The organism is Aeromonas sp. 9A, from assembly GCF_963900955.1.
GTDB classification, from domain to species: domain Bacteria; phylum Pseudomonadota; class Gammaproteobacteria; order Enterobacterales; family Aeromonadaceae; genus Aeromonas; species Aeromonas salmonicida.
On record NZ_CAWRFG010000001.1, the window covers coordinates 2432688 to 2457326 of the forward strand.

18 protein-coding genes are annotated in these 24639 nt (G+C 61.8%); 8 read left to right on the forward strand and 10 right to left on the reverse strand.

Going from position 1 to position 24639, the window contains the following annotated elements:
* Positions 1 to 137: 137 nt before the first annotated feature.
* Positions 138 to 2918, forward strand: coding sequence for a M16 family metallopeptidase (locus AACX78_RS11395; RefSeq protein ID WP_159166258.1), 2781 nt, complete (start codon positions 138 to 140; stop codon positions 2916 to 2918).
* 139 nt (positions 2919 to 3057) lie between these two features.
* On the opposite strand, the gene AACX78_RS11400 is transcribed toward AACX78_RS11395, so the two are convergent.
* The 3 genes from AACX78_RS11400 to AACX78_RS11410 form a co-directional block, all read right to left on the reverse strand.
* Positions 3058 to 4221, reverse strand: a complete 1164-nt coding sequence (locus AACX78_RS11400) for a trans-sulfuration enzyme family protein (protein WP_159166259.1) — start codon at positions 4219 to 4221, stop codon at positions 3058 to 3060.
* Between the two features lie 96 nt (positions 4222 to 4317).
* Positions 4318 to 5388 carry an isopenicillin N synthase family dioxygenase gene (locus AACX78_RS11405; RefSeq protein ID WP_159166260.1) on the reverse strand — a complete coding sequence of 357 codons (1071 nt, stop codon included), beginning with the start codon at positions 5386 to 5388 and terminating at the stop codon, positions 4318 to 4320.
* Positions 5389 to 5835: 447 nt separating this feature from the next.
* Entirely contained in the window at positions 5836 to 6474 is a 639-nt protein-coding gene (locus AACX78_RS11410) for an NAD(P)-dependent oxidoreductase (protein WP_159166261.1), read from the reverse strand.
* A 101-nt stretch (positions 6475 to 6575) separates the two neighbouring features.
* Here AACX78_RS11410 and AACX78_RS11415 point away from each other — a divergent pair, with 101 nt between their 5' ends.
* On the forward strand, positions 6576 to 7481 hold the full coding sequence (locus AACX78_RS11415) for a LysR family transcriptional regulator (RefSeq protein ID WP_159166262.1): 906 nt from the start codon (positions 6576 to 6578) through the stop codon (positions 7479 to 7481).
* Between the two features lie 85 nt (positions 7482 to 7566).
* Here the strand turns inward: AACX78_RS11415 and AACX78_RS11420 are convergent, their stop codons facing one another.
* A complete protein-coding gene (locus tag AACX78_RS11420) occupies positions 7567 to 8307 on the reverse strand; it encodes an SDR family oxidoreductase (protein WP_042869918.1) in 741 nt (246 codons plus the stop codon).
* Between the two features lie 291 nt (positions 8308 to 8598).
* Here AACX78_RS11420 and AACX78_RS11425 point away from each other — a divergent pair, with 291 nt between their 5' ends.
* The 3 genes from AACX78_RS11425 (at position 8599) to AACX78_RS11435 (ending at position 12786) form a co-directional block, all read left to right on the forward strand.
* Positions 8599 to 9507: an AraC family transcriptional regulator gene (locus AACX78_RS11425; protein ID WP_201302838.1), complete on the forward strand. Its 909-nt coding sequence runs from the start codon at positions 8599 to 8601 to the stop codon at positions 9505 to 9507.
* A 283-nt stretch (positions 9508 to 9790) separates the two neighbouring features.
* Entirely contained in the window at positions 9791 to 11926 is a 2136-nt protein-coding gene (locus tag AACX78_RS11430) for a TonB-dependent siderophore receptor (RefSeq protein ID WP_159166263.1), read from the forward strand.
* Between the two features lie 89 nt (positions 11927 to 12015).
* Positions 12016 to 12786, forward strand: a complete 771-nt coding sequence (locus tag AACX78_RS11435; protein ID WP_159167511.1) for a siderophore ferric iron reductase — start codon at positions 12016 to 12018, stop codon at positions 12784 to 12786.
* Positions 12787 to 12833: 47 nt separating this feature from the next.
* Here AACX78_RS11435 and AACX78_RS11440 read toward each other — a convergent pair whose 3' ends face one another.
* A complete protein-coding gene (locus AACX78_RS11440) occupies positions 12834 to 13754 on the reverse strand; it encodes a LysR substrate-binding domain-containing protein (RefSeq protein WP_159166264.1) in 921 nt (306 codons plus the stop codon).
* Between the two features lie 205 nt (positions 13755 to 13959).
* Between AACX78_RS11440 and metE the strand changes: the two genes are divergently transcribed.
* A complete protein-coding gene (metE, locus tag AACX78_RS11445; RefSeq protein ID WP_201302839.1) occupies positions 13960 to 16224 on the forward strand; it encodes a 5-methyltetrahydropteroyltriglutamate--homocysteine S-methyltransferase in 2265 nt (754 codons plus the stop codon).
* A 219-nt stretch (positions 16225 to 16443) separates the two neighbouring features.
* Complete coding sequence (locus AACX78_RS11450) at positions 16444 to 17193, forward strand: substrate-binding periplasmic protein (protein WP_407704455.1); 750 nt, start codon at positions 16444 to 16446, stop codon at positions 17191 to 17193.
* 65 nt (positions 17194 to 17258) lie between these two features.
* On the opposite strand, the gene AACX78_RS11455 is transcribed toward AACX78_RS11450, so the two are convergent.
* Both AACX78_RS11455 and AACX78_RS11460 read right to left on the reverse strand, forming a co-directional pair.
* Positions 17259 to 18425 (reverse strand): glycosyltransferase family 9 protein, encoded by a 1167-nt coding sequence (locus AACX78_RS11455; RefSeq protein WP_159166266.1) that lies wholly within the window; start codon positions 18423 to 18425, stop codon positions 17259 to 17261.
* Positions 18426 to 18629: 204 nt separating this feature from the next.
* Complete coding sequence (locus AACX78_RS11460) at positions 18630 to 20561, reverse strand: amidohydrolase (protein WP_159166267.1); 1932 nt, start codon at positions 20559 to 20561, stop codon at positions 18630 to 18632.
* 179 nt (positions 20562 to 20740) lie between these two features.
* Between AACX78_RS11460 and AACX78_RS11465 the strand changes: the two genes are divergently transcribed.
* Positions 20741 to 21421, forward strand: a complete 681-nt coding sequence (locus tag AACX78_RS11465; protein ID WP_165484231.1) for a TetR/AcrR family transcriptional regulator — start codon at positions 20741 to 20743, stop codon at positions 21419 to 21421.
* A gap of 79 nt (positions 21422 to 21500) precedes the next feature.
* Here AACX78_RS11465 and AACX78_RS11470 read toward each other — a convergent pair whose 3' ends face one another.
* The 3 genes from AACX78_RS11470 to AACX78_RS11480 all read right to left on the reverse strand — a co-directional run bounded on the left by AACX78_RS11470 (position 21501) and on the right by AACX78_RS11480 (position 24568).
* The gene (locus AACX78_RS11470) at positions 21501 to 22754 is read right to left on the reverse strand and encodes a D-amino acid dehydrogenase (protein WP_159166268.1); all 1254 of its coding nucleotides are present in this window, start codon (positions 22752 to 22754) and stop codon (positions 21501 to 21503) included.
* A 150-nt stretch (positions 22755 to 22904) separates the two neighbouring features.
* A complete protein-coding gene (locus AACX78_RS11475) occupies positions 22905 to 24425 on the reverse strand; it encodes a cryptochrome/photolyase family protein (RefSeq protein WP_159166269.1) in 1521 nt (506 codons plus the stop codon).
* On the reverse strand, positions 24425 to 24568 hold the full coding sequence (locus tag AACX78_RS11480) for a DUF2256 domain-containing protein (RefSeq protein ID WP_017412211.1): 144 nt from the start codon (positions 24566 to 24568) through the stop codon (positions 24425 to 24427). The genes AACX78_RS11475 and AACX78_RS11480 overlap by 1 nt, the downstream gene beginning before the upstream one ends.
* Positions 24569 to 24639 lie beyond the last annotated feature (71 nt).

Consider the following 24639-nt stretch of genomic DNA (forward strand, 5'->3'; position numbering starts at 1 on the left):
CACCATGGCCAGATATCCCTGCGGATAAGCAGATAAATTGCGGCGCAGCTGGCGACTGATATGAATATGAAAAATATGAAATAAGTGCAACAACAGAAAACAATAATAATGTTCAGGCTTGAGAATTGGGACATAACATGAGAGTCGTGTGGAGTGTATTGTATTTCTTCAGTGTTGTTGCCCTGGCTGGCCCAGTGCTGGTCAAGGAGCAGAAAAAGGGCAGCAATCCGCTGATCGTCCCTTATCAGCAATATCGGCTGGATAATGGCCTGACGGTGATCCTGACGCCGGATCACTCCGATCCTCTGGTCTATGTAGAGATGAATTATCGGGTCGGGTTGGCCGAAGAGGCGCCGGGCCAGTCCGGTATGGCCCACCTCTTTGAACACATGATGTTTCAGGGCTCGGCCCACGTGGGGAAGCTGGGGCATACCCGTCTGTTGCAACAGGTGGGGGGGCGCGGCATCAACGGGCTGACGACGCGGGATCAGACCCGCTATTACCAGACGGTGCCGGCCAACCAGTTGGAAAAAGTGCTCTGGCTGGAGTCGGATCGGATGGGATTCCTGCTCGATAACCTCTATCAGCAGAAGTTTGATGCCAAGCGTGACGTCGCCAAAAACGAGCGCGCCGAGTTTGTCGACGGGCCAGCTTATGGTCGGGTGCCGGAGGTGCTGAATCGGACCCTCTATCCACCCAATCACCCCTACTTCAATACGCCATTCGGGCGAGTCGAGGATCTGGATCGTCTCACTCTGGAGGATGTACGCCAGTTCTTCCTGCGCTGGTATGGCCCCAACAACGCCACTCTGGTGATAGGTGGCGATATCCAGCCGGCGCAAACCCTGGCCTGGGTCGAACGGTATTTCGGTACCCTGCCTGCAGGCCCCAAACTGTCCCGTTCAGTGACCCGGCCTGTTACCCTGAAAAAGAGCCGCTACCGCACCCTGGTTGATCAGGTCACTGAGCCCATGCTGGTGCTGGCCTATCCCACCGTCTCGGCCTGGGAACCCGGCTTTGAAGCCCTGGACCTGCTGGCCGACCAATTGGGTGGCTCAGCCAGTGGCGTGCTGCAACAGCAGCTGCAACAAAGTGGCAAGCTGGTATCTGTCTTTGCCAACCATGAGTGCGGCGTGCTCGCCTGCATGCTGGTGATCAAGGCGATCCCCAATCTGGCGCAGGGGGCGGAGCTTGGGCCCATCAAGAACGAAATAGACAGTGTCATCGCCCGTTTTGCTCGGGATGGGGCCTCCAAAGCCCAGATCGACCACTCGGCCAATGCCTTGCGTGCCGATCTCATCTGGTCGCTCGACAGCGTGGCCGGCAAGGCCGAGCAGTTGAGTACCGGGCATAGCCTGTTTCAGGATCCCAATTATTTTCATCGCTATCTCGAGCGAATAGCCAGGGTAACACCTGCCGATCTGCAGCGGGTGCTGCAGCGTTATGTACTGCAAAAACCCAGGGTGGTGCTGAGCGTAGTGCCCGGGGATCACCTCGAATGGCAGGCAGAACCTGCCAATTTTGTCGAGCCGCCCCCCTTGCCACCGACCTTGTCCCACACCCGGCTGGCCCCCCGCCTTGTCGAGGAAACCCTCGACAGGCGCAAGATGCCTGCAAGTGGTGGTGCTCTGGCGGTGTCCATACCGACCCTGTGGCAAGCCAGCCTGGGGGATAGGGTCTCACTGCTCGGTCACTACAGCGACGAGGTGCCGGCCTTTGCCATGAGCATACATTGGCCCGGCGGGCGCAGGGCCGAGCCGGATGGCAAGGCAGGACTGGCGGAGCTGACAGCCGGCATGCTCTTTCAGGGCAGTGAGCGTTGGCAGCTGGCCTCTATAGAGGAGCGAGTTCGTCAGTTGGGCGCCAGACTCAGTTTTGGTCATGATGGTAGCCACAGCACTGTCTGGATACAGGGCGTGACCTCCCACTTTGACGAGACGCTGGCCCTGGTGCGGGAGCTGCTGCTTCAGCCTGCCTTGCGCCCGACGGACTTCCAGCGCATCAAGCTCGAGACCCGGCAATGGCTGAAACAACAGGCAAGGGATCCGCAGTGGCAGGCCGACCAGCAGTTTTATGCGCTGATCGACGGACTGGCCAGGGTGCCGGATCCGCAGGCCCAGTGGCAGACGCTGACCCTGGATGACGTGCGAGCCTTCTATCACTCCGTGTATCGCAGCGGTGAGACCAGGGTCGTAGTGAGCGGCGATCTGGCGCAGGAGAAGGTGATGAGTGCACTCTCTTTTCTGGTTGAGCCAGAGGGGCAGTCGCCCACCTTGCAGCCTCTCGGGTTTACCGGCCAGCAGGCCAGACGCGCCATCTATCTGGTAGACAATCCCGGTGCCAGCCAGAGCCTTGTTCGCATGGGCCGTCGTGCCATGGCGAGCGATGCGGTTGGCGAGCAGTTTCTGGCCCGGTTGATGAATGCTTCCTTGACGGATCGTCTTCATATTCGGTTGCGGGAAGAGCTGGGGTATACCTATGGCATTCACCCTTCATTCAATGGCAACAGCAAGGCGGGTCATTTCTTGCTGGAGAGCAGTGTGCGCACCGACGTCACCCGGGCCGCCTTGCAGCAGATCTTGCAGGAGCTCGATAAATACCAGCGGCAGGGCCCCACCCGGCTGGAGGTGCGAACCCTGCGTGAAGGTGTGCTCAACCGCCAGGCGCTGGATTACGAGACACTGCCCCAGGAGGTGGATTACATGTTGCCCATCTTGCTGGATAAGTGGCCGCAAAATTACGTGGAGCAGCGAGTGCAGGCGGTCAGCCAGCTGTCGGCGTTGACCCTGAGAGACCTTGCCCGGCGCTGGCTCGATCCCGATGACATGGTGATAGTGGTCGTGGGGGATGCCAAGATACTGGCCCCTGAACTGGCGACCTTGGGCTGGCCGGTGAAGCGGGTGGCGCTCAGTTTCTGACATCGACGGTTGGCTCGCCACGCCATCCCCTCGTGCCGGCAGGTAAGGCAGCCATAAAAGAGCCCGCCCCATCACAGCGATGGAGCGGGCTCTTTGTAAGTCAGATTGTCTGCCAGCCGTGTAGGCTAGCCTTTGTCCGTCAGACGAGGGCCAGCGCCGCCGCCAGATCGGCGATCAGATCGTCGGCGTCCTCCACGCCGATGCTGAAGCGGATGAGATCGTCATTCACCCCGGCGGCGAGACGGCTCGCTTCGTCCATGGCGGCGTGGGTGGTGCTGGCCGGATGGCAGGCCAGGCTCTCGAGATCGCCGAGGCTCACCGCCTGCACGAACAGTTGCAGGTTGTCGAGCAGGGTGGCGCAGCGCGCAAAGCCCCCTTCCAGCTCTATGCTCACCATGCCGCCGAAGCCGCTGGCGAAGGCGCCGAGGGCATCGTGGCCCGGGTGGCTGACGAGGCCCGGGTAGATCACCTTCTTCACCGCCGGGTGAACGGCCAGGAACTCGGCCACTTTCTGCGCGTTGTGCAGGTGGGCATCCATGCGCAGCGGCAGGGTCTTGACTCCCCGTTGCAGCAGGTAGGCCTCCTGCGGGCCTATGGGGGAGCCGATGTGCTTGAGCGCCACGGTGCGGATGGATTTCATCAGCGCGTGGGAGCCGGCCACTACCCCGGCGATGATGTCGCCGTGGCCGCCCAGATACTTGGTGCCGCTGTGCATGACGATGTCGATGCCAAGCTCGAGCGGGCGCAAAAGATAGGGAGTGAGGAAGGTGTTGTCACACACGCTGATGGCACCCACCTTGCGGGCCGCTTCCACTACCACCCGCGGATCCACCACCTTGAGGGTGGGGTTGGTCAGAGTTTCGAACAGTACCACCTTGGTGGCGGGACGAATGTTGGCCAGCAGATCCTGATCGCTCTCGTAGGCGGTGACCTTGATGCCGGCGCGGCTGAAGGTCTGTTTCAGGAAGGCATCTGTGCCGCCGTAGAGCGGACCTATGTAGGCCACCTCATCGCCGCTGTCGGCCAGGGCATACATGATGGCGCTCACCGCCGCCATGCCGCTTGCCACCACCAGCGCCTCGTCGGCGCCCTCAAGGGCTGCCAGTTTTTGCTCCAGCTCGGCTGTGGTGGGATTGCCAAAGCGGCTGTAGATAAAGCCGGGGGCCTGACCTGCGAAACGCTCCTTGCCCGCCTGGGCATTGAAGTAGCTGAAGGTGCTGCTCTGGTAAAGCGGTGTGGTGAGGGCGCCGGTCTGGGGATCGATCCGTTGGCCGCTGTGCACGCTCATTGTCTTGAATTTCATTCTATTACTCCGTCATTGCCAGGCTGTGGCTTAACTGCTTGTGTCATCCGGGTGGCGGGACGCCGCGGCGTCCCCCGTCTAATAGGTATGGCAGAGTCAGGCTGGCTGCGGTTCGCGCCGCTCGCTGTTTGTCGTCTGCCCGCTTGCTATCTGTTCGTTGGCTGAAGCCGGGTCGGCGGTATAGTGGCGCGCCGCCACATCCGGGTGGGAGCGCAACCGTCCTTTCAGCACGTTTTCCCCCACCTGATAGAAGAGCGGGTTGGCGGGGTCGCTCTCGGGGCCTTGCGCCTGCGCCGCCAGACTCGGCGACAGGGTCAGCAGCGGCACTGTGGCATCGAGCCGCGCCGCCATAAAGAAGGCGCAGGAGAGGCGCGATACCCCCGGCGGCGGGCTCACTACCCTGTGCAGGGTGGCCTTGAGGTAGCCGTTGGAAGCCAGCTCCAGCAGCTCGCCGATATTGACCACCAGAGCCCCCGGCAGGGGCGGCGCCGGGATCCAGCCGTCGGCTGTCTCCACCTCAAGCCCGGAGTGATCGTCCTGCATCACCAGGGTCAGGTAGCCGGGATCCTTGTGGGCGCCCACTCCCTGGCTGCTGCTACTTGCTTCGCGCCCCGGATAGTGGATGAGCTTCATGTGCTGGTAGGGCTTGCCGCGAATGCTGGCATCGAACACGCCTTGCGGCTGCGCCAGCACCTCGGCGAAGGCGTCGAGCAGGGTGAGGGTGATGTCGCTCAGCCGTTCCTGCCAGGCCAGCAGCTGCGCTTTCATCTCGGGCAGGGCGGCAGGCCACTGGTTGGGGCCTATCAGCCGCTGCCAGGGGGCATGGATCTCGTCTTTTGCCAGCGCAGGTGCCTCATTCATGATGTCGAACTGCTCCCGCCGGTCTGGCCGCTGGCGGGTGAGTTCGGCGCCCACCTGGTTGTAACCGCGAAAATGGGGGGAGTGTACCATCTGCACCGCCCGTTTTTCCTGCTCCGGCAGGGCGAAGAAGCGGGCCGCCAGCGCCAGGGTCTCTTGCTGCTGCACCTCGCTCAGGCCATGGCCTGTCAGATAGAAAAAGCCGATGTCGCGGGCCGCCCGGCCAAGCTTGGCCAGCATGTGGCGACGAGTCGCGGGGTCGCCACCAAGGGCGGCGAGATCGATGATCGGCAGTGGTGAATGTTCCATGTGCACCTCCTCATTTTCTGAGTACCGGGGCATTCCCGACGACTCAGTGCAAACATGACAGCGCGGGTCGGTGGTGACACACCGGGCCGACCGGTAAAGATGGCGCCATTTGGATTGAGGGTGATGCTACTGTTCGGCGTTATAAGACGGAAACAACAAATTATTCTTAGTTATATACAAAAATCGAAATAGAATTCGATGCCCATTCGGGTGGGCGTTTATTGAGCGGTACACGGGGCTGTGTTCCGACTGTCCTATCAGCGCAGCGTGCCCACGGCTATTGCGAGAACACGCTGCTGGCTGGCATAGCGTTCACTGGCGGGATTGAGCCTGGGCTATCGGAGACGCGAAACAAGAAGGGAGGCTGATGCCTCCCTTCTTGTTGTGTGCTTTGAGCGGGGATCAGGCAAGGGCCTGATCGGTGAGCGTGCTCACTCGGTTGCCCACTCAGTAGCCCAGAGTAAAGCGCTGGCGCAGGTGGGCCGGTTTTTCCACCTCGTTCAGCACGCCATCGGCCAGATCGCCGACCGTGATCCCGGCAGGTTTGTCACCGCTAAAGAGCACCTGATCGCCACCGAGGTGATAGCCACCGCGCTTGTCGCCGGGTTCGAGGAACACGGGCGGGGAGACGAAGCGCCAGTCGAGGGTGGTTTCACGGCGCAGGGCGGTGAGACCGTCGCGGGCCGCCAGTGCGCCCTGTTTCCACTCGGCCGGGAAGTCCGGGGTATCCACCAGCTGTACGCCGGGGGCGATTTCCAGGCTGCCGGCACCACCGACCACCAGCAACCAGCTGCGGGCGGTCACGGCCGCCGCGACTATGGCCTTGGCCCCTTTGAGGTACTGGTCGTAGATGTCCGGTGCGGTCCAGCCCGGGTTGTAGGCGCTGATCACCCGGTCGTGCCCCTTGAGCACCTCGGCCAGTGCCTGTGGGTTCTGGGCATCTACCGCCACGGAGGTGACCTGCGGGTGGGCAGCGACTTTGCTGACATCGCGGACGATGGCGGTGACGTGATGGCCGCGGCTGACTGCTTCATTGAGGATGGCTGTACCGACAAAACCGCTGGCACCGATCAGGGCAATTTTCATGGGTGATTCTCCTTCACTGTTGGAATGGGGCTATCCTACTCCGTCAAATGTGATTTAATAATCGACTGTAAAAGTGATTCACTTGTAAGCTGGATTTAATAATGGAACAGCTCAGACGTTACGCCATCTTCGCCGCCGTGGTAGAGGCGGGCAGCATGACGGGCGCCGCCAAGGCCCTTGGCATGACCCCCTCCGCCGTCAGTCAGCATATCAGCCAGCTGGAGAGCCTGCTCGGCCTCACCCTGCTGCACCGTTCCACCCGTCGCCTCAACCTGACCGAGGCGGGGGAAGTGGTGTGGCAGGGGTGCCAGTCGCTGCAACAGACGCTGAACCAGACCGAGCTGCGCCTCTCCGAGGTGCGCGACAGCCTGCTCGGCGAGGTGCGGATCACTGCGCCCGTGGGGATGGCGGGTCAGCCGCTGGCGCGAGCCTTGTCGCCCCTGTTGCAGGCCCATCCCGGCTTGTGCATCCAGATCATCGCCGACGACGAGAAGCGGGATCTCATCGCCGAGCGCATCGACGTGGCGCTGCGGGTCGGTACCCTGTCCGACTCCAGCCTGGTGGCGCGCAAGCTGGGTCAGACCCGGATGCTGCTATGTGCCTCGCCTGCCTATCTGGCGCGCAAAGGCACACCGCGCAGTCCGGCAGATCTGCTGGAACACGACTGGCTGGCGGCGGACATGCTGAGCGGGGGCCTGACCTTCTTCGACGACAAGGGGCAGGGTCACAAGGTCAAACCCAAACCCAGGGTGGTGTGCAACAACGTGCTGCCGCTGCGCCAGTTCACCCTGGCGGGGCAGGGGGTCTCGCTGCAACCCGAGGGGGAAATCGCCGAGGATCTCGCCCAGGGTCGGCTGCTGGAGCTGCTGCCGGGATTTCGGGTGCTGCCCATGGAGATCCATGCCATCACCCCGCAGCGGGAGATACCGGAGAAGGTGCGGCGGGTGATCACGGCCCTGCGCAGCCACTTCGCCGAGCCCTCGGGGGCCGTGCCGGCGCGCCCCTGAGCCGGGTGGCAACCTGCTCGTCCCGACTTGCAAACACAGAGGGCAGCCTGTTGGCTGCCCTCTGTCGTTCGCCTTGATCCCGGCGCTATTTCATATAGAGGCCGCCGTTGATGGCCAGGGTTTCCCCCGTGATATAGGCGCCCGCTTCGCTTGCGAGGAAGGCCACGGCGGCGGCGATCTCCTCCGGCTTGGCGAGGCGACGCATGGGAATGTCGGCCTTGATGCTGTCGAGGATATCGCTGCGGATCGCCTCCACCATGGGGGTGGCTGTGTAACCGGGGGCGATGGCGTTGACCGTGACCCCGAAGCGGGCCCCCTCCGCCGCCAGCGCCTTGGTAAAGCCCAGCATGCCCGCCTTGGCCGCCGAGTAGTTGACCTGACCGAACTGTCCCTTCTGGCCGTTGACCGAGGAGATGTTGATGATGCGGGCATCGCGCTGTTCGCACATGGCGTCGAACAGCGGCTGGGTCACGTTGTAGAGGCTGCACAGATTGGTGTGGATCACCTCGAACCACTGCTCCGGCGCCATGCGCTTGAAGGCGCCATCCCGGGTGATGCCGGCGTTGTTGACCAGCACGTCCACCCGGCCCTCGTCTTGCAACAGGCGACCCAGGGTCTCGCGGCACATGGCGGTGTCGGCCACGTCCAGCGGCAGCAGCCGCACCTGATCCGGCCGATAGCCCTGCTCCCCGTACCAGTCGTGGGCCGCCGCACTGTTGCCGCTGGAGTGGGTGGCGATGATGCGATACCCCTGAGCCAGCAAGGCAGTGGTGATGGCGGATCCGATGCCGCCACGGGCTCCGGTGATCAACGCAATTTTTTTCATCTTGGCTCTCCCTGAAAAAGATTCGAACGAGGACTCTATGGGCTTTCAAATCTAATTGATATATTTATTTTCAAACAATCTGACAGGGAAACGCGTCACTTTTGTGACAGTCTGACAACCTGGCTTGACGGCCTCGTTGAAGGCATAGGTGAGAGCGCGGGGTTGAGCCACAAACAGGGCGTGCGCTGTTCGCCGGTGGCAGCAGACCACTTGCCGCCGGGGCAGCGGCCATGTTTAATGTGGCCACTTGGGCGAGCGTGCCCCTCTGCTGGCAGCGATCCCGACCACCCAATGACACCGACCTTCCCTCTCGCATCTCCTGGCCCTGCGCCACAGGCGAACGCCCATTTCACCCGCATCGAGCGGGTGCTCGACTACATCCACGGGCATCTGGATCAGCCATTGTCGCTGGAGCAGCTGGCCGAGCAGAGCTGCTGGTCGCGCTGGCAGTTGCAGCGGGTCTTCTTGCACGAGACAGGGCTGACGGTGGCCCACTATGTGCGCGAGCTCAAGCTGAGCCTGGCGGCGGAGGCGCTGCTCACGAGCCGCCAGCGGGTGCTGGATCTGGCGCTGAACTACGGATTTGGTTCCGAGGTGAGCTTCAGCCGTGCCTTCAAGCAGCAGTTCGGCTGCTCGCCGCTGGCCTATCGCAAACGGGGTCTGCGGTTGGGATTGCGCACCCAGCTGGTGCGAGCGCCTATGCCGCTTGCCAATACTCCCCGACTGGTGCAGGTAAGGGTCGAGAGCCTGCCGGGTTTCATGCTGCAGGGGGTCAAGGGACTGATCCGCGGGCTCTTTGCCAGCTCACCCGATTTTCAGCAGACGGTGCCCGCCATCTGGCGTGCCTTGCGCAGTGCCGGTGGCCTGGACAGGGCCCGCGATCTGATCGGCGTGGTAGATGTGTCAGGGGCTGGGGAGCAGCTGGCCTACTGGGCGGGCGTGGCGGCAGAGGAGGGGATCGAGCCACCGAGCGGGCTGGCTCGTCTGGCCATTCCGCCCCAGGAGTACGCAGTGCTTACCCACGTCGGCCCCATCAGCCAGCTGGGGCAGACCCTCAACTGGTTCATCTTGCACTGGCTGCCAGTCTCGGGTTATCGGGGGCTGGATGGTTTCGAGCTGGAGCGTTACGCCTTAGGCTTCGATGGTCAGCAACCCGATGCCCACATGGAGTACTGGTTGCCCATAGCCCCCACCCTGTGAGCTGTTTAGCGGCAGGGCGCCCATCGTCCGGCCTGTATCAAGCACAGTTGCACCCCGCCATTGGCCGCCATCTCATTAAAGCCTGCCTTTAGAAAAGATAGCCATTTGAATTCAAGGTCTTTCTCCACCGACATAACAGGTCGTCGAATGGGGCTTTTCTTGTCCCTCTTTTGCCCTTCTTCCTGCCGACATGCCCCAAATTGTTAATTCGAGAGCAAATTTGCACAATAAAATGCAAATGAGATTTGTTACCATTAACTTGTGCCAAGCAATCGAGGATCAGATGCAACTTGTTCACCCCCCATTGACCCTGGTCGCCGTGACCATCTCCGCCCTGTTGGCCGGCCCCGTGCTGGCCGCCCCCATGTCCAATGCGCAAGGCGCGGTGGCCGATGAAACCCTGACGGTACTGGGCCAGACCTATCGCAACACGGCGACCAAGACCCGGCTCGACCCCATGGAGACGCCCCAGGCCATCTCTGTGGTGGACGGCGAGACCCTGGAGCAGCGTGGTGTGAGCTCGGTGAGCGAGGCGCTGCGCTACGTGCCCGGCGTCAATACCGAGCTGCGCGGCGGGGCGGTCAACCGGCTGGACCTGTTCAATATCCGTGGCTTTGACAACTACCAGAACTTCTACGACGGCCTCTTGCTGCAATACAACGACTGGAACCTGCAACCCCAGATAGATCCGGTGGCCATCGAGCAGCTGGAGGTGTTCAAGGGGCCGACCTCGGTGCTCTACGGCAGCATGCCGCCGGGGGGCATGGTCAACCTCATTGCCAAGCGGCCGCAACGTGAGGCCAGACACAGTCTCAGCGTGGCGACGGGCACCGGCACTCTCAAGGAGCTGACCCTCGACAGCACGGGCGCCATCAACGAGCAGCTTGCCTATCGGCTGGTGGGACTGGCCCGCCAGAAGGAGGGGCAGGCGGTGACCTCACAGGAGGAGCGCTATGTATTCGCGCCATCGCTGGACTGGCAGTTGAGTGATCGCACCCTGCTGAACCTGAATCTCTACTACCAGAAAGACCCGCAAGCGGGCATCTACACCACAGTGCCGGCCAGCGGCTCGGTCAAGTCCAATCCCCTGGGCCAGCTTGGCAGTGACAGCTTCCTCGGCGACGAGAACTGGAACCACTACAGCCGGGAGGTGACCCTGCTTGGCTACAAGCTGAGCCACGACTTCAACGACAACTGGCAACTGCTGCAAAATGCCCGCTACATGGACGCCTCGGCCAACCAGCAGAACACCTACAATGCGGCGCTGGCGGCGGACCACCGCACTCTGGCCCGCAATGCCTATCTGACCGATGAAGACTCCAGTGGCTTTGTTATCGACAACCAGCTAGCGGGCAAGGTGATGACCGGCAGCGCCCGGCACAACCTGTTGCTCGGAGTCGATTACCAGTATCTGGATGCCCGCATTCTCTACCGGGACACCCTCGACTATTCCGCCCCCGCCATCGACATCTTCAACCCGAACCACAGCCAGATAGTGCCGGGGGCGCTCACCTTCAACTATCAGGACAGCAAGACCATTCGCCAGTCCCAGACCGGCGTCTATCTGCAGGATCAGGTGCGACTCGACAGGCTTGTGGCCATAGGCGGTGCCCGCTACGACAGCTACCGGATGGACACCGACAGCCAGACCCTCTATCAGGGCGCGGCGAGCCAGTCCCTCGCCAAGATAGATCAGGACAACCTCTCCTTCCGTCTCGGCGCCCTCTATGAGCTGGATGGCGGCTTTTCCCCCTATGTGAGCTATGCCGAGAGCTTCGAGCCGGTAGCGGGGGCGGACAAGAGCGGCAAGGCTTTTGACCCTGCCACAGGCCATCAGTGGGAGGGGGGGCTCAAGTATCTTTCCGAGGACATGAGCAAGACCTTTACCGCCTCGGTCTTCCACATCACCAAGCAAAATGCGCTGGTGACGGATCCGGACAACGTCTATGGGCCCAAGCTGCAGACCGGAGAGATGGTCTCCAGGGGCGTCGAGCTGGAGGGACGAGTCGATCTCACCAGCCAGCTGGATCTGGCGCTGAGTTATACCCGCCAGGACATGGAGATCACCCGCGATACCACCAGCCTGCAGGGCAAGACCCCGGTCTGGGTGCCCAAGCAGATGTCATCCCTCTGGAGCAACTACCAGCTGGATAAGGGTTTACGGCTGGGGGCGGGTCTGCGTTACGTGAGGGAGGCACAGCTTGATGCCGCCAACACGGACACGGTTCCGGATTACCTCCTGATGGACATGGCGGCGTCCTACGATCTGGCCCAACTCAGCCAGCGTCTGAAGGGGGTTGAGGCCTCGGTGAGTGCCAGCAACCTCTTTAACAAGACCTATTACTCCTGCTATGACCAGAACAACTGCTGGTTCGGGGCAGAGCGCAATGTGGAGGCGCGACTCAAATACGTATTCTGACCCTGCGCCCCGGGCCAGTCCCGGGGCCCGCTGCACCACTGGCAGTCAGCGATAATCGCCAGTTCACTGGGGCCGGTGGACTTGAGGAACTGACCACGGATACACAGGCTAGTGCGCTTGCGGATCATGGCGCCCTGTTTGCCGTCGTGGCCGGGGTTATTCCTTCGCTCAAGGGGCGGCTGGCGGGAGTGGGGGACAGGCCTCATCTGCTGGCGGCGCCCCCCGATTCAACCCCTGCCGAGGTGGCGGCGGTACTATATGAACACTGGCGGCTGGCGCACCCTGAGGCGGGGCCAGCCTACTGGCTGACCCGCAGCTGGGGCATGCTCTGCTGGCAATCCCTCTATCTGACCATGGCTGCTGTTTATCGGTTGGGCGCCGTCCCCGCCGTCGATCGCATGGGGCAGGACTATCAGGATGGCGTGGTATCCGGTTTTATCCTGCCGGCCGACCCCATGATCAAGGGGGATGTCAGCCTGTTGATCAAGGTGGCGGGCGAGCGGTTGCAAGCCCACTGGCAGGCGCTGTTCGGGCTGCTGGGCGGGGTGCAGCGACTCAGACCGGGTTTCGTGCGCCCGCTGCTGGCCGATGATCTGCTGGCGGCCCTGGTGCGGGTGCCCGACTTTTTCACCCATGTCAGCCGTGAGCAGGTGAGCGAACATGCGCCGCGCTGGCTCTTCGCCTGTGGCCTGCCGGCCGAGCATCTGGCGGGGTGGCGTCCGGCATCGATCCCGGCCGATACGCTGTCCCCCGGTTATGTGCGCCAGCGCTGCTGCCTGCACTACAAGCGCCGCGATGGCGAGCTCTGCGCCAACTGCCCGAGGCGACATGGCGCCACCCACTGCCAGGACGAACCCTGAGGGGGCTGGCTTCCTGACGCATCGCAAGCCGCCCCGGGGGCGGCTTTTTACGCCTCTTTCTGCTCACCCATCTTGCTGCGAATGCGCTCGAACAGGCTCTGCAAACAGGGCTGGTCCTTGTCGGCGGCGCGCACGGCCCCGTACATATGGCGGCGTACACCGTTGCCGAGTGGCCTGGCCTCAAGCAAGCCCTGGCGCACAAACTCCTCGCTGGCCCAGCGCGGCAGGGCAGCGACCCCGAGCCCGGCGGCGGCCATCTGCAGCATGACGGAGGTATTGTCCACCAGCTTGCAGCGGGCTGGCTCGACCCCAGCCGGTTGCAGGAAGCGGCTGAACACGTCCATGCGGGCCCGCTCCACCGGGTAGACCAGCAGCACCTCCTGCTTGAGATCCTCCGGGGTGATCCGGCCCTGGTGGCATAGAGGGTGATCCGGCGCCATCACCAGGGTGAGATCGAAGGCGAACAGCGGCTCGAAGTGGAGATCCCCGCGGGCCTGTACGTCCGAGGTGAGCAGCAAGTCGAGCTGACCGCCGAGCAGGGCATTGATCGCATCAAAGCCGGGCACCGATTCCACCTCCAGATCCACCCCGGGCCACTGGCGACGAAAATCGGGCAAGAGCGGCAGCAGCCACTGAATGCAGCTGTGGCAGTCCAGCGCCAGATGCAACCGGCCCGCGTCACCGCTGTGCAGGGCCTGCAGCTGTTTCTCGGTCTGTGCCAGGGCGGGCAACACCTGGCGGGCCAGAGCCAGCAACTGCTGGCCCGCTGCAGTCAGCACCAGGGGGCGGCTCTTGCGAAGAAAAAGCTCCAGGCCAAGACGGGTCTCCAGCTCTTTGAGCTGATGGGAGAGGGCCGACTGGGTCAGATTCAGGCTCTGCGCCGCGCCGACCAGCGACCCTTGCTCGGCCAATGCGGTCAGGGTTCTCAAATGTTTGATTTCCAGGCCTGAATTGCTTGGCACTGCCATGACGTGGCTCCTTGTTGCATCAGTTGAAGGCTTTCTTGCATATCCGTTGAACGCTCTTGCACGCTAGTTGCGGATTATTTGAGAGCCAGTTGAAGAGTATTCAATAGCCAAGGCCACCTTATCTTGTCATTTTGGATGTGTAAACATCTGGATGGCCAAATCATCCAGTTTCCCATCAGATGAATGAGCATAAGGAATTGGACCTATGACACGAGCACACACACTGGGCTTCCCCCGTATCGGCGCCAAGCGCGAGCTGAAATTTGCCCTCGAATCCTACTGGCGTGGCGAGACCACTCAGGCCGAGCTGGTCGCTGTGGGCAAGAGCCTGCGTGAGCGCCACTGGCAGGCCCAGCGCACCGCCGGGGTCAACCTGCTGCCGGTGGGGGATTTTGCCTGGTACGACCAAGTGCTCGGCACCAGTTTGCTGGTGGACGCCGTGCCTGCCCGCCACCGCCATGGGGATACCGATCTCGACACCCTGTTCCGGGTGGCCCGTGGCCGTGCGCCGACCGGCCCGTCTGCCGCCGCCGCCGAGATGACCAAGTGGTTCAATACCAACTACCACTACCTGGTACCCGAGTTCAGCCGTGATCAGCGCTTCAAGCTGGGCTGGAGCCAACTGTTTGACGAAGTGGAAGAGGCCAAAGCGCTGGGGCTGCCGGTCAAGGCCGTGCTGCTGGGGCCCGTCTCCTATCTGTGGCTGGGCAAGGAGAAAGAGAGCGGCTTCTCTCGCCTCGAACTGCTCGACCGCCTGCTGATCGTCTATCAGGAGATACTGGCCAAGCTGGCCGCGCAAGGGGTGGAGTGGGTGCAGATCGACGAGCCGGCCCTGGCGCTGGACCTGCCGGACGATTGGCGCCTGGCCTACCTCAACGCCTATGAGCGCCTGAGCGGCCCCTGCAAACTGCTGCTCACCACCTATTTCGGTTCGGTGGCTCATCAGCGCGACATCATCACCAGCCTGAAGGTGGATGGCCTGCACCTGGATCTGGTGGCTGCCCCCGAGCAGCTGGAGACCCTGGTCCCGCACTTGCCGGCCCAGTGGGTCCTCTCAGCCGGTGTGATCAATGGTCGCAACGTCTGGCGTGCCAACCTGGCCAAGCTGGCGCCGACGCTGAATGCATTGAAAGAGAAGCTCGGCGAGCGGCTCTGGGTTGCCTCTTCCTGTTCCCTGCTGCACAGCCCGGTGGACTTGACCCTGGAGCACGAGCTGGATCCCCAGACCCGCAGCTGGTTCGCCTTCGCCCTGCAAAAGTGCTACGAGCTGGGGCTGCTCTCCGACTACCTGGACGGAGGGGATCTGGACAAGATCACCGCTTACAGTCAGCCCATCGTGGATCGGGAGTCCGACAGCCGGGTCCACAAGAAAGCGGTGCAGTCCCGTCTGGCCAGCCTGACCAACAGCGACTTCGATCGCCAGAGCGCCTATCCGGTACGGGTGCAGGCCCAGCGCCATGATCTCAAGTTGCCGCTGCTGCCTACCACCACCATTGGCTCCTTCCCGCAGACCTCGGAAATTCGGGTGCTGCGTCAGGAGTGGCGGGCGGGCCGCATCGATGACAGCGCCTATGAGGCGGGCATCCAGGCTCAAATCAAGGATGCCATCGAGCGCCAGGAGGCCATCGGGCTGGACGTGCTGGTGCATGGCGAGGCCGAGCGCAACGACATGGTGGAGTACTTCGGTGAGTTGCTGGACGGCTTTGCCATCACCCGCTTCGGCTGGGTACAGAGCTATGGCTCCCGCTGCGTCAAGCCGCCGGTGATCACCACGGATATCGACCGCCCGACCCCAATGACCCTTGAGTGGACCAAGTTTGCCCAGAGCCTGACCGACAAGCCGGTCAAGGGGATGCTGACCGGGCCCGTGACCATTCTCTGCTGGTCCTTCCCGCGCGAAGACGTGAGCCGCGAGCAGTCTGCCCTGCAGATTGGTCTGGCCATTCGTGACGAGGTGGCGGATCTGGAAGCCGCCGGCATCAAGATCATCCAGATCGACGAGCCTGCGATCCGTGAAGGGCTGCCCCTGCGCAAGCAGGATCACCAGGCATATCTGGACTGGGCGGTGCGCGCCTTCCGCCTGAGCGCAAGCCCGGTGGTGGACAGCACCCAGATCCACACCCACATGTGTTATAGCGATTTCAACCTCATCATAGAGGCGGTGGCGGCGTTGGATGCGGACGTGATCACCATAGAGACCAGCCGTAGTCAGATGCAGTTGCTTGAAGCGTTCGAGCGCTTCAACTACCCCAACGAGATCGGTCCGGGCGTGTATGACATCCACTCGCCGAACGTGCCGAGCCAGAGCTGGATTGAGGATCTGATCCGCAAGGCAGCCAAGCAGATCCCGGCCGATCGGCTTTGGGTCAACCCGGATTGCGGCCTCAAGACCCGGGGCTGGGAAGAGACGGAAGCCGCACTCAAGGTGATGGTCGATGCCACCAAGGCGCTGCGGACCGAGCTGACCTGATCCCGGCAAGCGTGCAAATCAGAGTAGGAATCTAGAGTGGAAATCTAGAGTGACAATCTAGCGTGCAGACCAAAGAACAGCGCTGCACATAACTAAAGAGAACAGGCATAACGAAAGAGGGAAGGCGCAAGCCTTCCCTCTGTTTTTGTTGCCGCTTGCCCGCACCCGGCCTGCTTGCACTAGGCTCAGGTCAGGCTGATGTCGATGGGGCTGGAAAAGATGAAACCAGGAGTCTGGATCGGGAGTCTATGGGCGCTGTTGCTGACGACCTGCCCGCTGGCAGCGCCTGTTCCTGTGCTCAAAATGGTCTATTTCGATGATTTTGCCCCCTACTCCTGGCGGGACGAGCAGGGCAAGATGCGGGGCATCATGGTGGATGTGATGGACAGGGTTGCCAGCGAACTGGATATCAAGGCGAGCCACGAGGGGTATCCCTGGCTGCGGGCCCAGAAGCGGGTGCGTTCCGGCCAGGCCGACGGCTTTGTCACTGTGCCGACCCTGGAGCGACGGGGTTATACCCGGATAGTCGAGGAGCCTGTCGCCTTCTCTGCACTGACGGTGTTCACCCAGGCAGGACACCCCGGGATGGCGCAGATCCAGCAGGCAAAATCCCTGGCCGATCTCAAGGGGTTTACCATTCTCGACTATATCGGCAATGGTTGGGGCAAGGAGAATCTGGCGGGATTCAAGGTCCATCTGACCATGAATGTGGATAACGTCTTCAAGATGCTCTCGGCCGGTCGGGGCGATCTGATGTTCACCGACTCCATAGTGGCCAACTTCAAGCTCAGCCAGCTGGGGCTGACCGGGCAGATAGTCGAGGTGCCGCTCCAGCTGGGATTGACCCCGCTGACCCTCTGCATCGCCAACACGTCTCCTTTCCACCGCCGGGCCGCCGAGTTCTCCCGCGTCCTGGTCATGCTGCGCCAGAGTGGCCAGCTGGCCCTCATCGAAGCCCGCTATCGATAAGGCATCATAGCGGGGGGATACCCCGCCGAGTCATTGTTTCTCTTCATGTTCTCCGGGTCCTGGCGTTAAAACGGCTGGCTTTGGCCGCCCGTTTTAACGCCAAGGGGCAACCCGGTACCGTCCAGCAAGAGAGCCCTGGATGCTTGCTGGTACTGCACGTGGGAGAGAGGGGCTTGCCGCTCCCTAGGTGTTTGCTGGCGCGCCAGCGTCTCGGCAAGCCAGTGGGCATCGAGGGCAATGGCATTGGGATCGTCGACCACTTGGTTGCGGTGCTGGACCCCGAGGCAGCCGTAGCGCGCGGGATCTGTCTGGGTAAAGAGCCCGAGGCAGGGCACACCGCTGGCGGCAGCCAGATGAAGGGGGCCAGTGTCGCAGCTGACAAAGAGGGTGAGGCCGCCGGTGAAGCGGGTCAGTTCGCTTAAGGTGTGAAGGGATACCTGCATGTCGCCAAGCTGGGGTAGAGGGGAGGCAGGATCCGTGAGCTGGATCAGCAGGGCATCCGGGCTGTGGCGGCGCAGATCCCCGAGCAGTCGCTGCCATTGGGGAAGGGAGAGCCCCTTGCCCTTGCGTGCGCCAGTGAAAAAGCCGATGAGAGGGCGGCCGGGATGAGCCTGTGCCAGCGCGGTCAGGTGGGGGCAGGCGGCATGTAGCTGGCTACCCAGTTCAATCTGGTCGGCCTGGCTGGCCTGCATGCCCAGCAGCTGCAGCGGTTGGTGAGCGTAGTGGCAGTGAGTGTCGGGCGCGATCAGCCGGTCAAACAGCACATCGCCCCTGGCATCGTCAAAACCCACCTTCTCGCTGGCCCGTACCCAGGCGGCGATCAGGTGATCCGTGCTGGAGGCAAAGGGCACATAGACACTGTCATAGCGTTGGCGACGCAGATGCCACAACCGGGGCAGTGCCGGGATAAGGTGCTTGCCCTGCAACCTGACCTGATGGATGCGCTGCAACTGCTTGTCGCCAAGAAAGGGAAGCAGTTGTCCACCGCTGCACACCAGTTCTATCTCGGCAAAAGGATGGGCGCGGCGTACCTGTTGCAAAAACGGCAGCAGGAACAGATTGTTGCCGATCCGGTTGGTGCTGCGGATGATGAGGATCCGTTGGGGTGGCTGGTTTGAGGCCGGCAGCTTGCCTCGTCTGGCAAGCCAGGCGAGGAGGGATCGCTCAAGATCGGCCGTCCAGCAACGGCGCTGACCGTCGAAACGACGCAGGGCATCTCTGAGGGTGCTCATACAGGGTGGCTCCGTTCATGACAATGGCTGCAAGGTGACAGGGGATCCTTAAGCCAGTGTTAAGAGAGGAGGAAAAAGGGCGGTATCTCGCGAGCCAAAGAGAGGTTCATCTGACGCAATAAAAAGAGCAGCCTGGGCTGCTCCTGCTTTCTGCCGTTGGAAAGGCCTGCCGCCTGCATGGTTCACGGCAGGGGTCTTGATGGCTCAGCGAGAGTAGACGGTTTCCCCCTTGAAGACAGTCAGCTCGACCTCGGTCTCGGCTATCTTGGCCGGTGTTCCGGCCTCGACCAGGGCGAATAGGTCCCTGTCCAGCACGATGAAATCGGCGGACTTGCCTGTCTCGATGGATCCTGTGACGGCTTGCTGGCGTACTGCCTTGGCCCCATTGATGGTATAGGCCGCCAGTATTTCGGCGAGGGAAGTGCGCTCATGGGGGCGGTAATCCTCGCCATCGCCTGCCGCTTTGGCGATCCCGGCTGCCATGTTGACGAAGGGGCGAGGGTCCCGGCTGTCCACAGGTGCATCGCTGCCTGCCACCAGGATGGCGCCCGCCTTGCGAGCATTCTCGACCGGATAGAGCGCATCGTGCAGGTAGCCGAGGGGGTCATACAGTGCCTCATTCAAGGATTGTCCTGCTCTGGTCGGCTGGATGAAGGGGGTGACCAGCATGTCATAGGCTATCTGGGGCGTGGTCCAGGCGTAGGTGAAGGTGAGATACAGCCCCAGCTCCCCCAGCCTTTTCTGATCGTCAGGGTGCACCACCTGCAGGTGGGCCAGGGTATGGGGGATCCCCTTGTCACCATTGCTGGTACGGGCGGCCTGCAAGGCATCCAGTCCGACCCGGGTACTGCGATCGCCGATGCTGTGCATATGAATGCTGAAACCCGCGTTATCGAGGGCGGTGACATAGTCCTTGAGGTCGGCATCCCGGTAATTGACGATGCCATTGCTGCCAGCATCTTCGCTGTTGGCGGTGATGGTCACCTGCTCGGTGGCAAGATCCATGGTCAGATGGGGATGCTGGTAGTTTTCCAGCATACCTGCATTGGGCAGAAAGGGCGGTGTGGTGAAGGGATCTCCTTCCAGCACACCATCGAGGAAGATCTTGACCGCATCGGCCTTGATCAGCGGATTGTCGGCAAAGGCGCTCCTGACCTGGCTGGCCTTGGCGAGGTGGCCGGCAATATCCAGCTTGCCGCTGTAGTCATCCTGGTGAAAACAGGTGGCGGCAGTGACGCGCATGTGCAGCAATCCACGTTTCTGCATGTTGAGCAGGCGCTGGCGGATGAAATCGGTGGCGCAGGCATCCTGGATCCCGGTTATGCCACGGGAAGCCATCAAGGAAGAGACCGCAGGCAATATCTTGTCATACTCTGCTGCCGCCTGTTCATCGCTGGCGTTGAGCACAGTGGTTTCCGGCACCGGAATGGCGCTGCGAGCCCCCTCCCTGATCACGCCACTGGTCAGGTCAACGTAGGGCTGAAAATGTGCAAACACGCCCCCCGGTGCCAGGGTCACATCGTTGAAACCCACTGTATTGCCATCCTGATCCTGCGCACTGGCCAGCGCTTGCGAGTTGTAGGCACTGGCATGACCATCGACCCCAAAGAGCACCACCGGATTGTCTGGCGCCGCGACATCCAGCGCGGCCAGCAGGGTTGCATGGGTCGCCGTCGGCGTATTGCCGTCGTAGGGCGACCACTGATTGACCACCAGCCAGCTTCCCTTGCCGGGGGCATAACGGGGCAGACATGTTTTTATCTTGTCCGCCAGCTGATCCAGCGTGACGCTCTGACCATCGAGATCGCACATATCCAGTGCCACTGTGCCGAGCAGATGGATATGGTTGTCGTGCAGACCGGGCAATACCATCCGGCCTTTCAGATCCACCGACTGACTGCCGACCGTCTGATAGGCCTTGGCCCCTTGCAGCGTGCCCACATAGAGAAACTTGCCATCGGCAACCACCATGGCCTCGGCGACCCTGCGTTGCCCATCCTGAGTGTGGATCTTGCCGTTGAGATAGAGGGTTCGTTGCGCTGCTGGGTCTGTGCTCTCCTGGTTGCAGCCGGTCAGCAGTCCGGCCATCAGCAGCAGCGCCGCGTTCAGTGTAAAACCTTGTTGCTTGCCATCCATATGCGATTGCTCTCCCTGGTTAGAATGCAGTTTTTACTGCAAATATGAGCACCTCTGTTTATTGCAGCTTCCGGGATAAATGCCAGCAATTACTGAAAATATTCTTTTTGACTTATATTTTCCTTGTTTCATCATGCAGTTATAAAACCATGCTTGGTGACCAAGGTGAGGGAGTACCCATGTCAGAACCGCCATTGCCCACCGATCTCTGTATGCGGCGTCAGCCCAGACAGCAGCGCAGTCAGGAGACGGTGACCCGGATAGAGCAGGCCACTCTGGCGCTGTTGCAGGAGCAGGGATTTCTGGCAATCAATACCAACGCCATAGCGGCGCGAGCCGGGGTAGGGATCAAATCGCTCTATCATCTCTTTCCCAACAAGGAGGCCATCATCTGCCGGTTGGCCATGGACTGGCTGGCGGCCGTATGCGCGGCGCAGGAAGTGATCCGCCAGGAGGCCAGCAGCTGGCCACAAACCTTGCAACTGCTGGATCAGGCGCTGGATGAGCTGGATACCCGCTTCGTCGGCTATGGCGCCTTGTGGCAGGCGATGGACCTGGTGCCGGCACTGCATGAGCTGGAGTGTGAGCATGAACGAGGTCAGGTGGCATTCTGGTCCGAGCGGCTGCGCCATTTCGGTTGCCGTTGGCCCGAGCCTGAATTGACCGCTCTGGTGCGATACCTCTACCGGACGGCAGATGTGGTGAAGCAGTGCGCCAAGGAGCAGGGCAGAGAGGGGCCGCAGATGTGGCTATTGCATCGCCAGTGGCTGGAACAGCTGGTAGCGGCGGCAATTGCCGAGCCAGATCCCGCCAGGGTGTGGCAGGCCATGCCGGGTTTGATGGTCAAGGCTGCTGACTGATAGTGGCTAAATGCAAAGAGGGAGTGACCATGCACTCCCTCTTTTGTGTGTCTGGCCGACGGTCGTGACGGACGCAGGTTTACCCGTAGCGGGCCAGGGTCAGCCCCTCGTCGCTGATGGCCGTCGAGCTGCCGCTGATCAGATCGCTCAGCAGCTGACCCGAGCCGGCTGCCATGGTCCAGCCCAGGGTGCCGTGGCCTGTGTTGAGCCATAGTCCGGGCACCGGGCTTGGCCCCACAAGGGGAGTGCCGTCCGGTGTCATGGGTCGCAGTCCGGTCCAGAACTCGGCGCGGCTGATATCGCCCCCTTCTGGGAAAAGATCCCCCACCACCATGGCCAGGGTGTCGTAACGTTTGGGATTGAGTGCCAGATTGAAACCCGACAGCTCTGCCATGCCACCGACCCGGATCCGCTCGTTAAAGCGGGTGATGGCCACCTTGTAGGTTTCATCCAGCACTGTACTGCGGGGCGCCGCATCGGCATCTGTCATGGGCAGGGTCAGGGAGTAACCTTTGACCGGATAGACAGGCAGATCGATCCCAAGCGGGCGAAGGAAGCCGGTAGCATAGCTGCCCAGCGCGCAGACGATGGCATCGGCCTTGAAACGCTGCTCACCGGCACGCACCGCCACGGCGCGCCCCAAAGAGAGCTCAATCTCGTCGATGGCGCAGTTGAAGACAAATTCCACCCCGAGTTTTTTCGCCTCGGCGGCCAGTGCCTTGGTGAAGCGGAAACAGTCGCCGGTTTCATCTCCCGGCAGGCGCAGGCCGCCCACTATCTTGCCACGTACCCGTGCCAATGCCGGTTCAACCCCTTCACAACCGCTGGCATCCAGTGACTGATAGGGGACGCCATACTCTTCCAGCACCTCGATATCCCGTTTGCTGGCATCGAGCTGGATCTCGCTTCGAAACAGCTGCAAGGTGCCGAGCTGGCGTCCTTCGTAGTCCAGTGCCAGCTCGTCTCGCAGCGTCTTCATGCAGTCGCGGCTGTATTCGGCGAGGCGCACCATGCGTCCCTTGTTGGTGGCATAGGCTGCCGGGGTGCAGTTGGCGAACATCTTCAGCATCCAGCGCAGCTGGAAAGGATCCGAGGTCGGGCGCACCGTGAAAGGTGCATGTTTTTGCAGCAGCCATTTGGCGGCCTTGAGGGGGATGCCGGGCGCCGCCCAGGGTGCCGCATAGCCGGGGGAGATCTGGCCGGCGTTGGCATGGCTGGTCTCCAGCGCCACCCCGTCCCGTCGCTCCAGCAGGGTCACCTTGTGGCCCGCTTTGGCCAGATACCAGGCGCTGGTCACACCGACCACGCCACCACCGAGTACCACTATGTCCATCTTGTCTCTCCTTGACTGGGGCCATCACCATAATCAGCCGCCACAGGATATTCAACTGGTATAGATATAATCGGAATATACATCTGGTTACAATTATTTAACTGGTTTTCAATGTCGGAATTGGCTGGTTTGATGGCATTAACTGTGGCATCAAAGCTGCTCGATATGGATCAGATGATGGGCCGCGGTTGTCAGGGTTGCCTGCTGCTGCACTTCCGTTTGACCATCCCAGTTGGCATAAGGGAGAGCGAGGCGAGGATTGTTGCCAAGCTTGTCCCGATTGCGCCATAAAAAGTGCCAGTAGAGGCTGTTGAACGGGCAACTGGTGTCACCGCTGCGGGCCTTGACGTCATAGTGACACCCTTTGCAGTAGTGACCCATCCGATCCAGATAAGCGCCGCTGCTGGCGTAGGGTTTGCTGCCCATCAGGCCGCCATCGGCAAACTGGCTCATGCCTCGGGTGTTGGGCAGCTCCACCCACTCGATGGCATCCACGTAGATCCCCAAATACCACTCATCGACCTCGTCCGGATTGATCCCCGCCAGCAGGGCAAAGTTGCCTGTCACCATGAGCCGCTGGATATGATGGGCGTAGCCGTGCTCCAGAGATTGCCGGATAGCGTGCCCCACGCAGGCCATGCGGGTTTCTCCGCTCCAGAAGTAGGCGGGAAGTGGCCGGCTGGCTGCCAGAAAATTGGTGTCGCCAAGCTCGGGCATCCGCTCCCAGTAGAGGGCGCGGACAAACTCGCGCCAGCCGAGGATCTGGCGGATAAACCCTTCGACCTGTGCCAGCGAAATGGTGGCCTGATTGGCCTGCCAGTGGGTTTCGGCTGCACGGATCACCTCGAGGGGATGAAGCATCTTGCTGTTCAGGGAGAACGACAAGCGGCTGTGAAACAGGCTCCAGCCCCGCTCGCTCAGGGCATCCTGATAGCGGCCAAAGTGGGGCAGGCAGTGGGTCAGAAAGTGATCGAGCAGTTCGCGGCTCTGGCGTCGGGTAATGGGCCAGGGCAGGACGCTGGCATCGGCCGAGCCTAGTGTGTTCACCCCGTGATGCAACAGCATGGCATCGATATCCTGCACATCGTTGGCAAACAAGAGCGGGGCCGGGATGGGCTGGCGCTCGGGCAGTTTGGCCCGGTTTTCGCTGTCAAAGTTCCAGCGCCCGCCAAGGGGCTTGCCCCCTTCATCGAGCAACACACCATATTGCTTGCGCAGAGCGCGGTAGAAAAACTCCATCCGGCTGTGGGGATAGCGCTGCCAGCCATCCCTCGGGGTGAGGAAATGTTCGCTGTCGACCTGATGGGCAGGCATGGCGAGCCCCGCAGTCCACTGTTCAAGCTGCGTGGCCAGCCGCCACTCATCCGGGCTCTGCCAGGCAAAGCGGCTGGCCTGGTGGTGGATAATCTGGGCATCGAGCAGGGCCGGCAGGTTCGGCCAGTGCCTGGTTTCATCCAGGGTGAGATAGCAGACTCTGTGACCCGCCTTGGTGAGGGCCGCGGCAAAGGCGCGCATGGCGGCGAAAAAGGCCAGCACCTTCTGACGATGGTGGCGGCAGTAGTCGGTCTCCTGGCGCAGCTCCGCCAGCAGATAGCAGACGTCGGGATCCGGGGTACGAAACCAGCTGTGACTGGCGTTGAGTTGATCGCCGAGGATTAAACGCAGTTCCATCAGGTCCTGGCTCCTTTCTGGTGGCGACAGCGCTCGCTGCAATAGCGAACCTCCTGCCAGTTGCGGGCCCACTTGCGTCGCCAGGCGAAAGGCCGCAGGCAGACGGGGCATATTTTCTCGGGCAGATGGGGTTTGCGATGCATGATGGCTTCCGGGCCTTGGGTAATGACTGATATGGGTTGCACGTACGGAGCTTAACGAACAAGGAGGGTGG

Coding starts and splice junctions, on each gene's coding strand:
- AACX78_RS11460 (WP_159166267.1), bottom strand. CDS start 20,561: ATGGATGGCAAGCAACAAGGTTTTACACTGAACGCGGCGCTGCTGCTG.
- AACX78_RS11450 (WP_407704455.1), top strand. CDS start 16,444: ATGAAACCAGGAGTCTGGATCGGGAGTCTATGGGCGCTGTTGCTGACG.
- AACX78_RS11420 (WP_042869918.1), bottom strand. CDS start 8,307: ATGAAAAAAATTGCGTTGATCACCGGAGCCCGTGGCGGCATCGGATCC.
- AACX78_RS11405 (WP_159166260.1), bottom strand. CDS start 5,388: ATGGAACATTCACCACTGCCGATCATCGATCTCGCCGCCCTTGGTGGC.
- AACX78_RS11480 (WP_017412211.1), bottom strand. CDS start 24,568: ATGCATCGCAAACCCCATCTGCCCGAGAAAATATGCCCCGTCTGCCTG.
- AACX78_RS11425 (WP_201302838.1), top strand. CDS start 8,599: ATGACACCGACCTTCCCTCTCGCATCTCCTGGCCCTGCGCCACAGGCG.
- AACX78_RS11440 (WP_159166264.1), bottom strand. CDS start 13,754: ATGGCAGTGCCAAGCAATTCAGGCCTGGAAATCAAACATTTGAGAACC.
- metE (WP_201302839.1), top strand. CDS start 13,960: ATGACACGAGCACACACACTGGGCTTCCCCCGTATCGGCGCCAAGCGC.
- AACX78_RS11455 (WP_159166266.1), bottom strand. CDS start 18,425: ATGAGCACCCTCAGAGATGCCCTGCGTCGTTTCGACGGTCAGCGCCGT.
- AACX78_RS11465 (WP_165484231.1), top strand. CDS start 20,741: ATGTCAGAACCGCCATTGCCCACCGATCTCTGTATGCGGCGTCAGCCC.
- AACX78_RS11430 (WP_159166263.1), top strand. CDS start 9,791: ATGCAACTTGTTCACCCCCCATTGACCCTGGTCGCCGTGACCATCTCC.
- AACX78_RS11415 (WP_159166262.1), top strand. CDS start 6,576: ATGGAACAGCTCAGACGTTACGCCATCTTCGCCGCCGTGGTAGAGGCG.
- AACX78_RS11475 (WP_159166269.1), bottom strand. CDS start 24,425: ATGGAACTGCGTTTAATCCTCGGCGATCAACTCAACGCCAGTCACAGC.
- AACX78_RS11400 (WP_159166259.1), bottom strand. CDS start 4,221: ATGAAATTCAAGACAATGAGCGTGCACAGCGGCCAACGGATCGATCCC.
- AACX78_RS11470 (WP_159166268.1), bottom strand. CDS start 22,754: ATGGACATAGTGGTACTCGGTGGTGGCGTGGTCGGTGTGACCAGCGCC.
- AACX78_RS11410 (WP_159166261.1), bottom strand. CDS start 6,474: ATGAAAATTGCCCTGATCGGTGCCAGCGGTTTTGTCGGTACAGCCATC.
- AACX78_RS11395 (WP_159166258.1), top strand. CDS start 138: ATGAGAGTCGTGTGGAGTGTATTGTATTTCTTCAGTGTTGTTGCCCTG.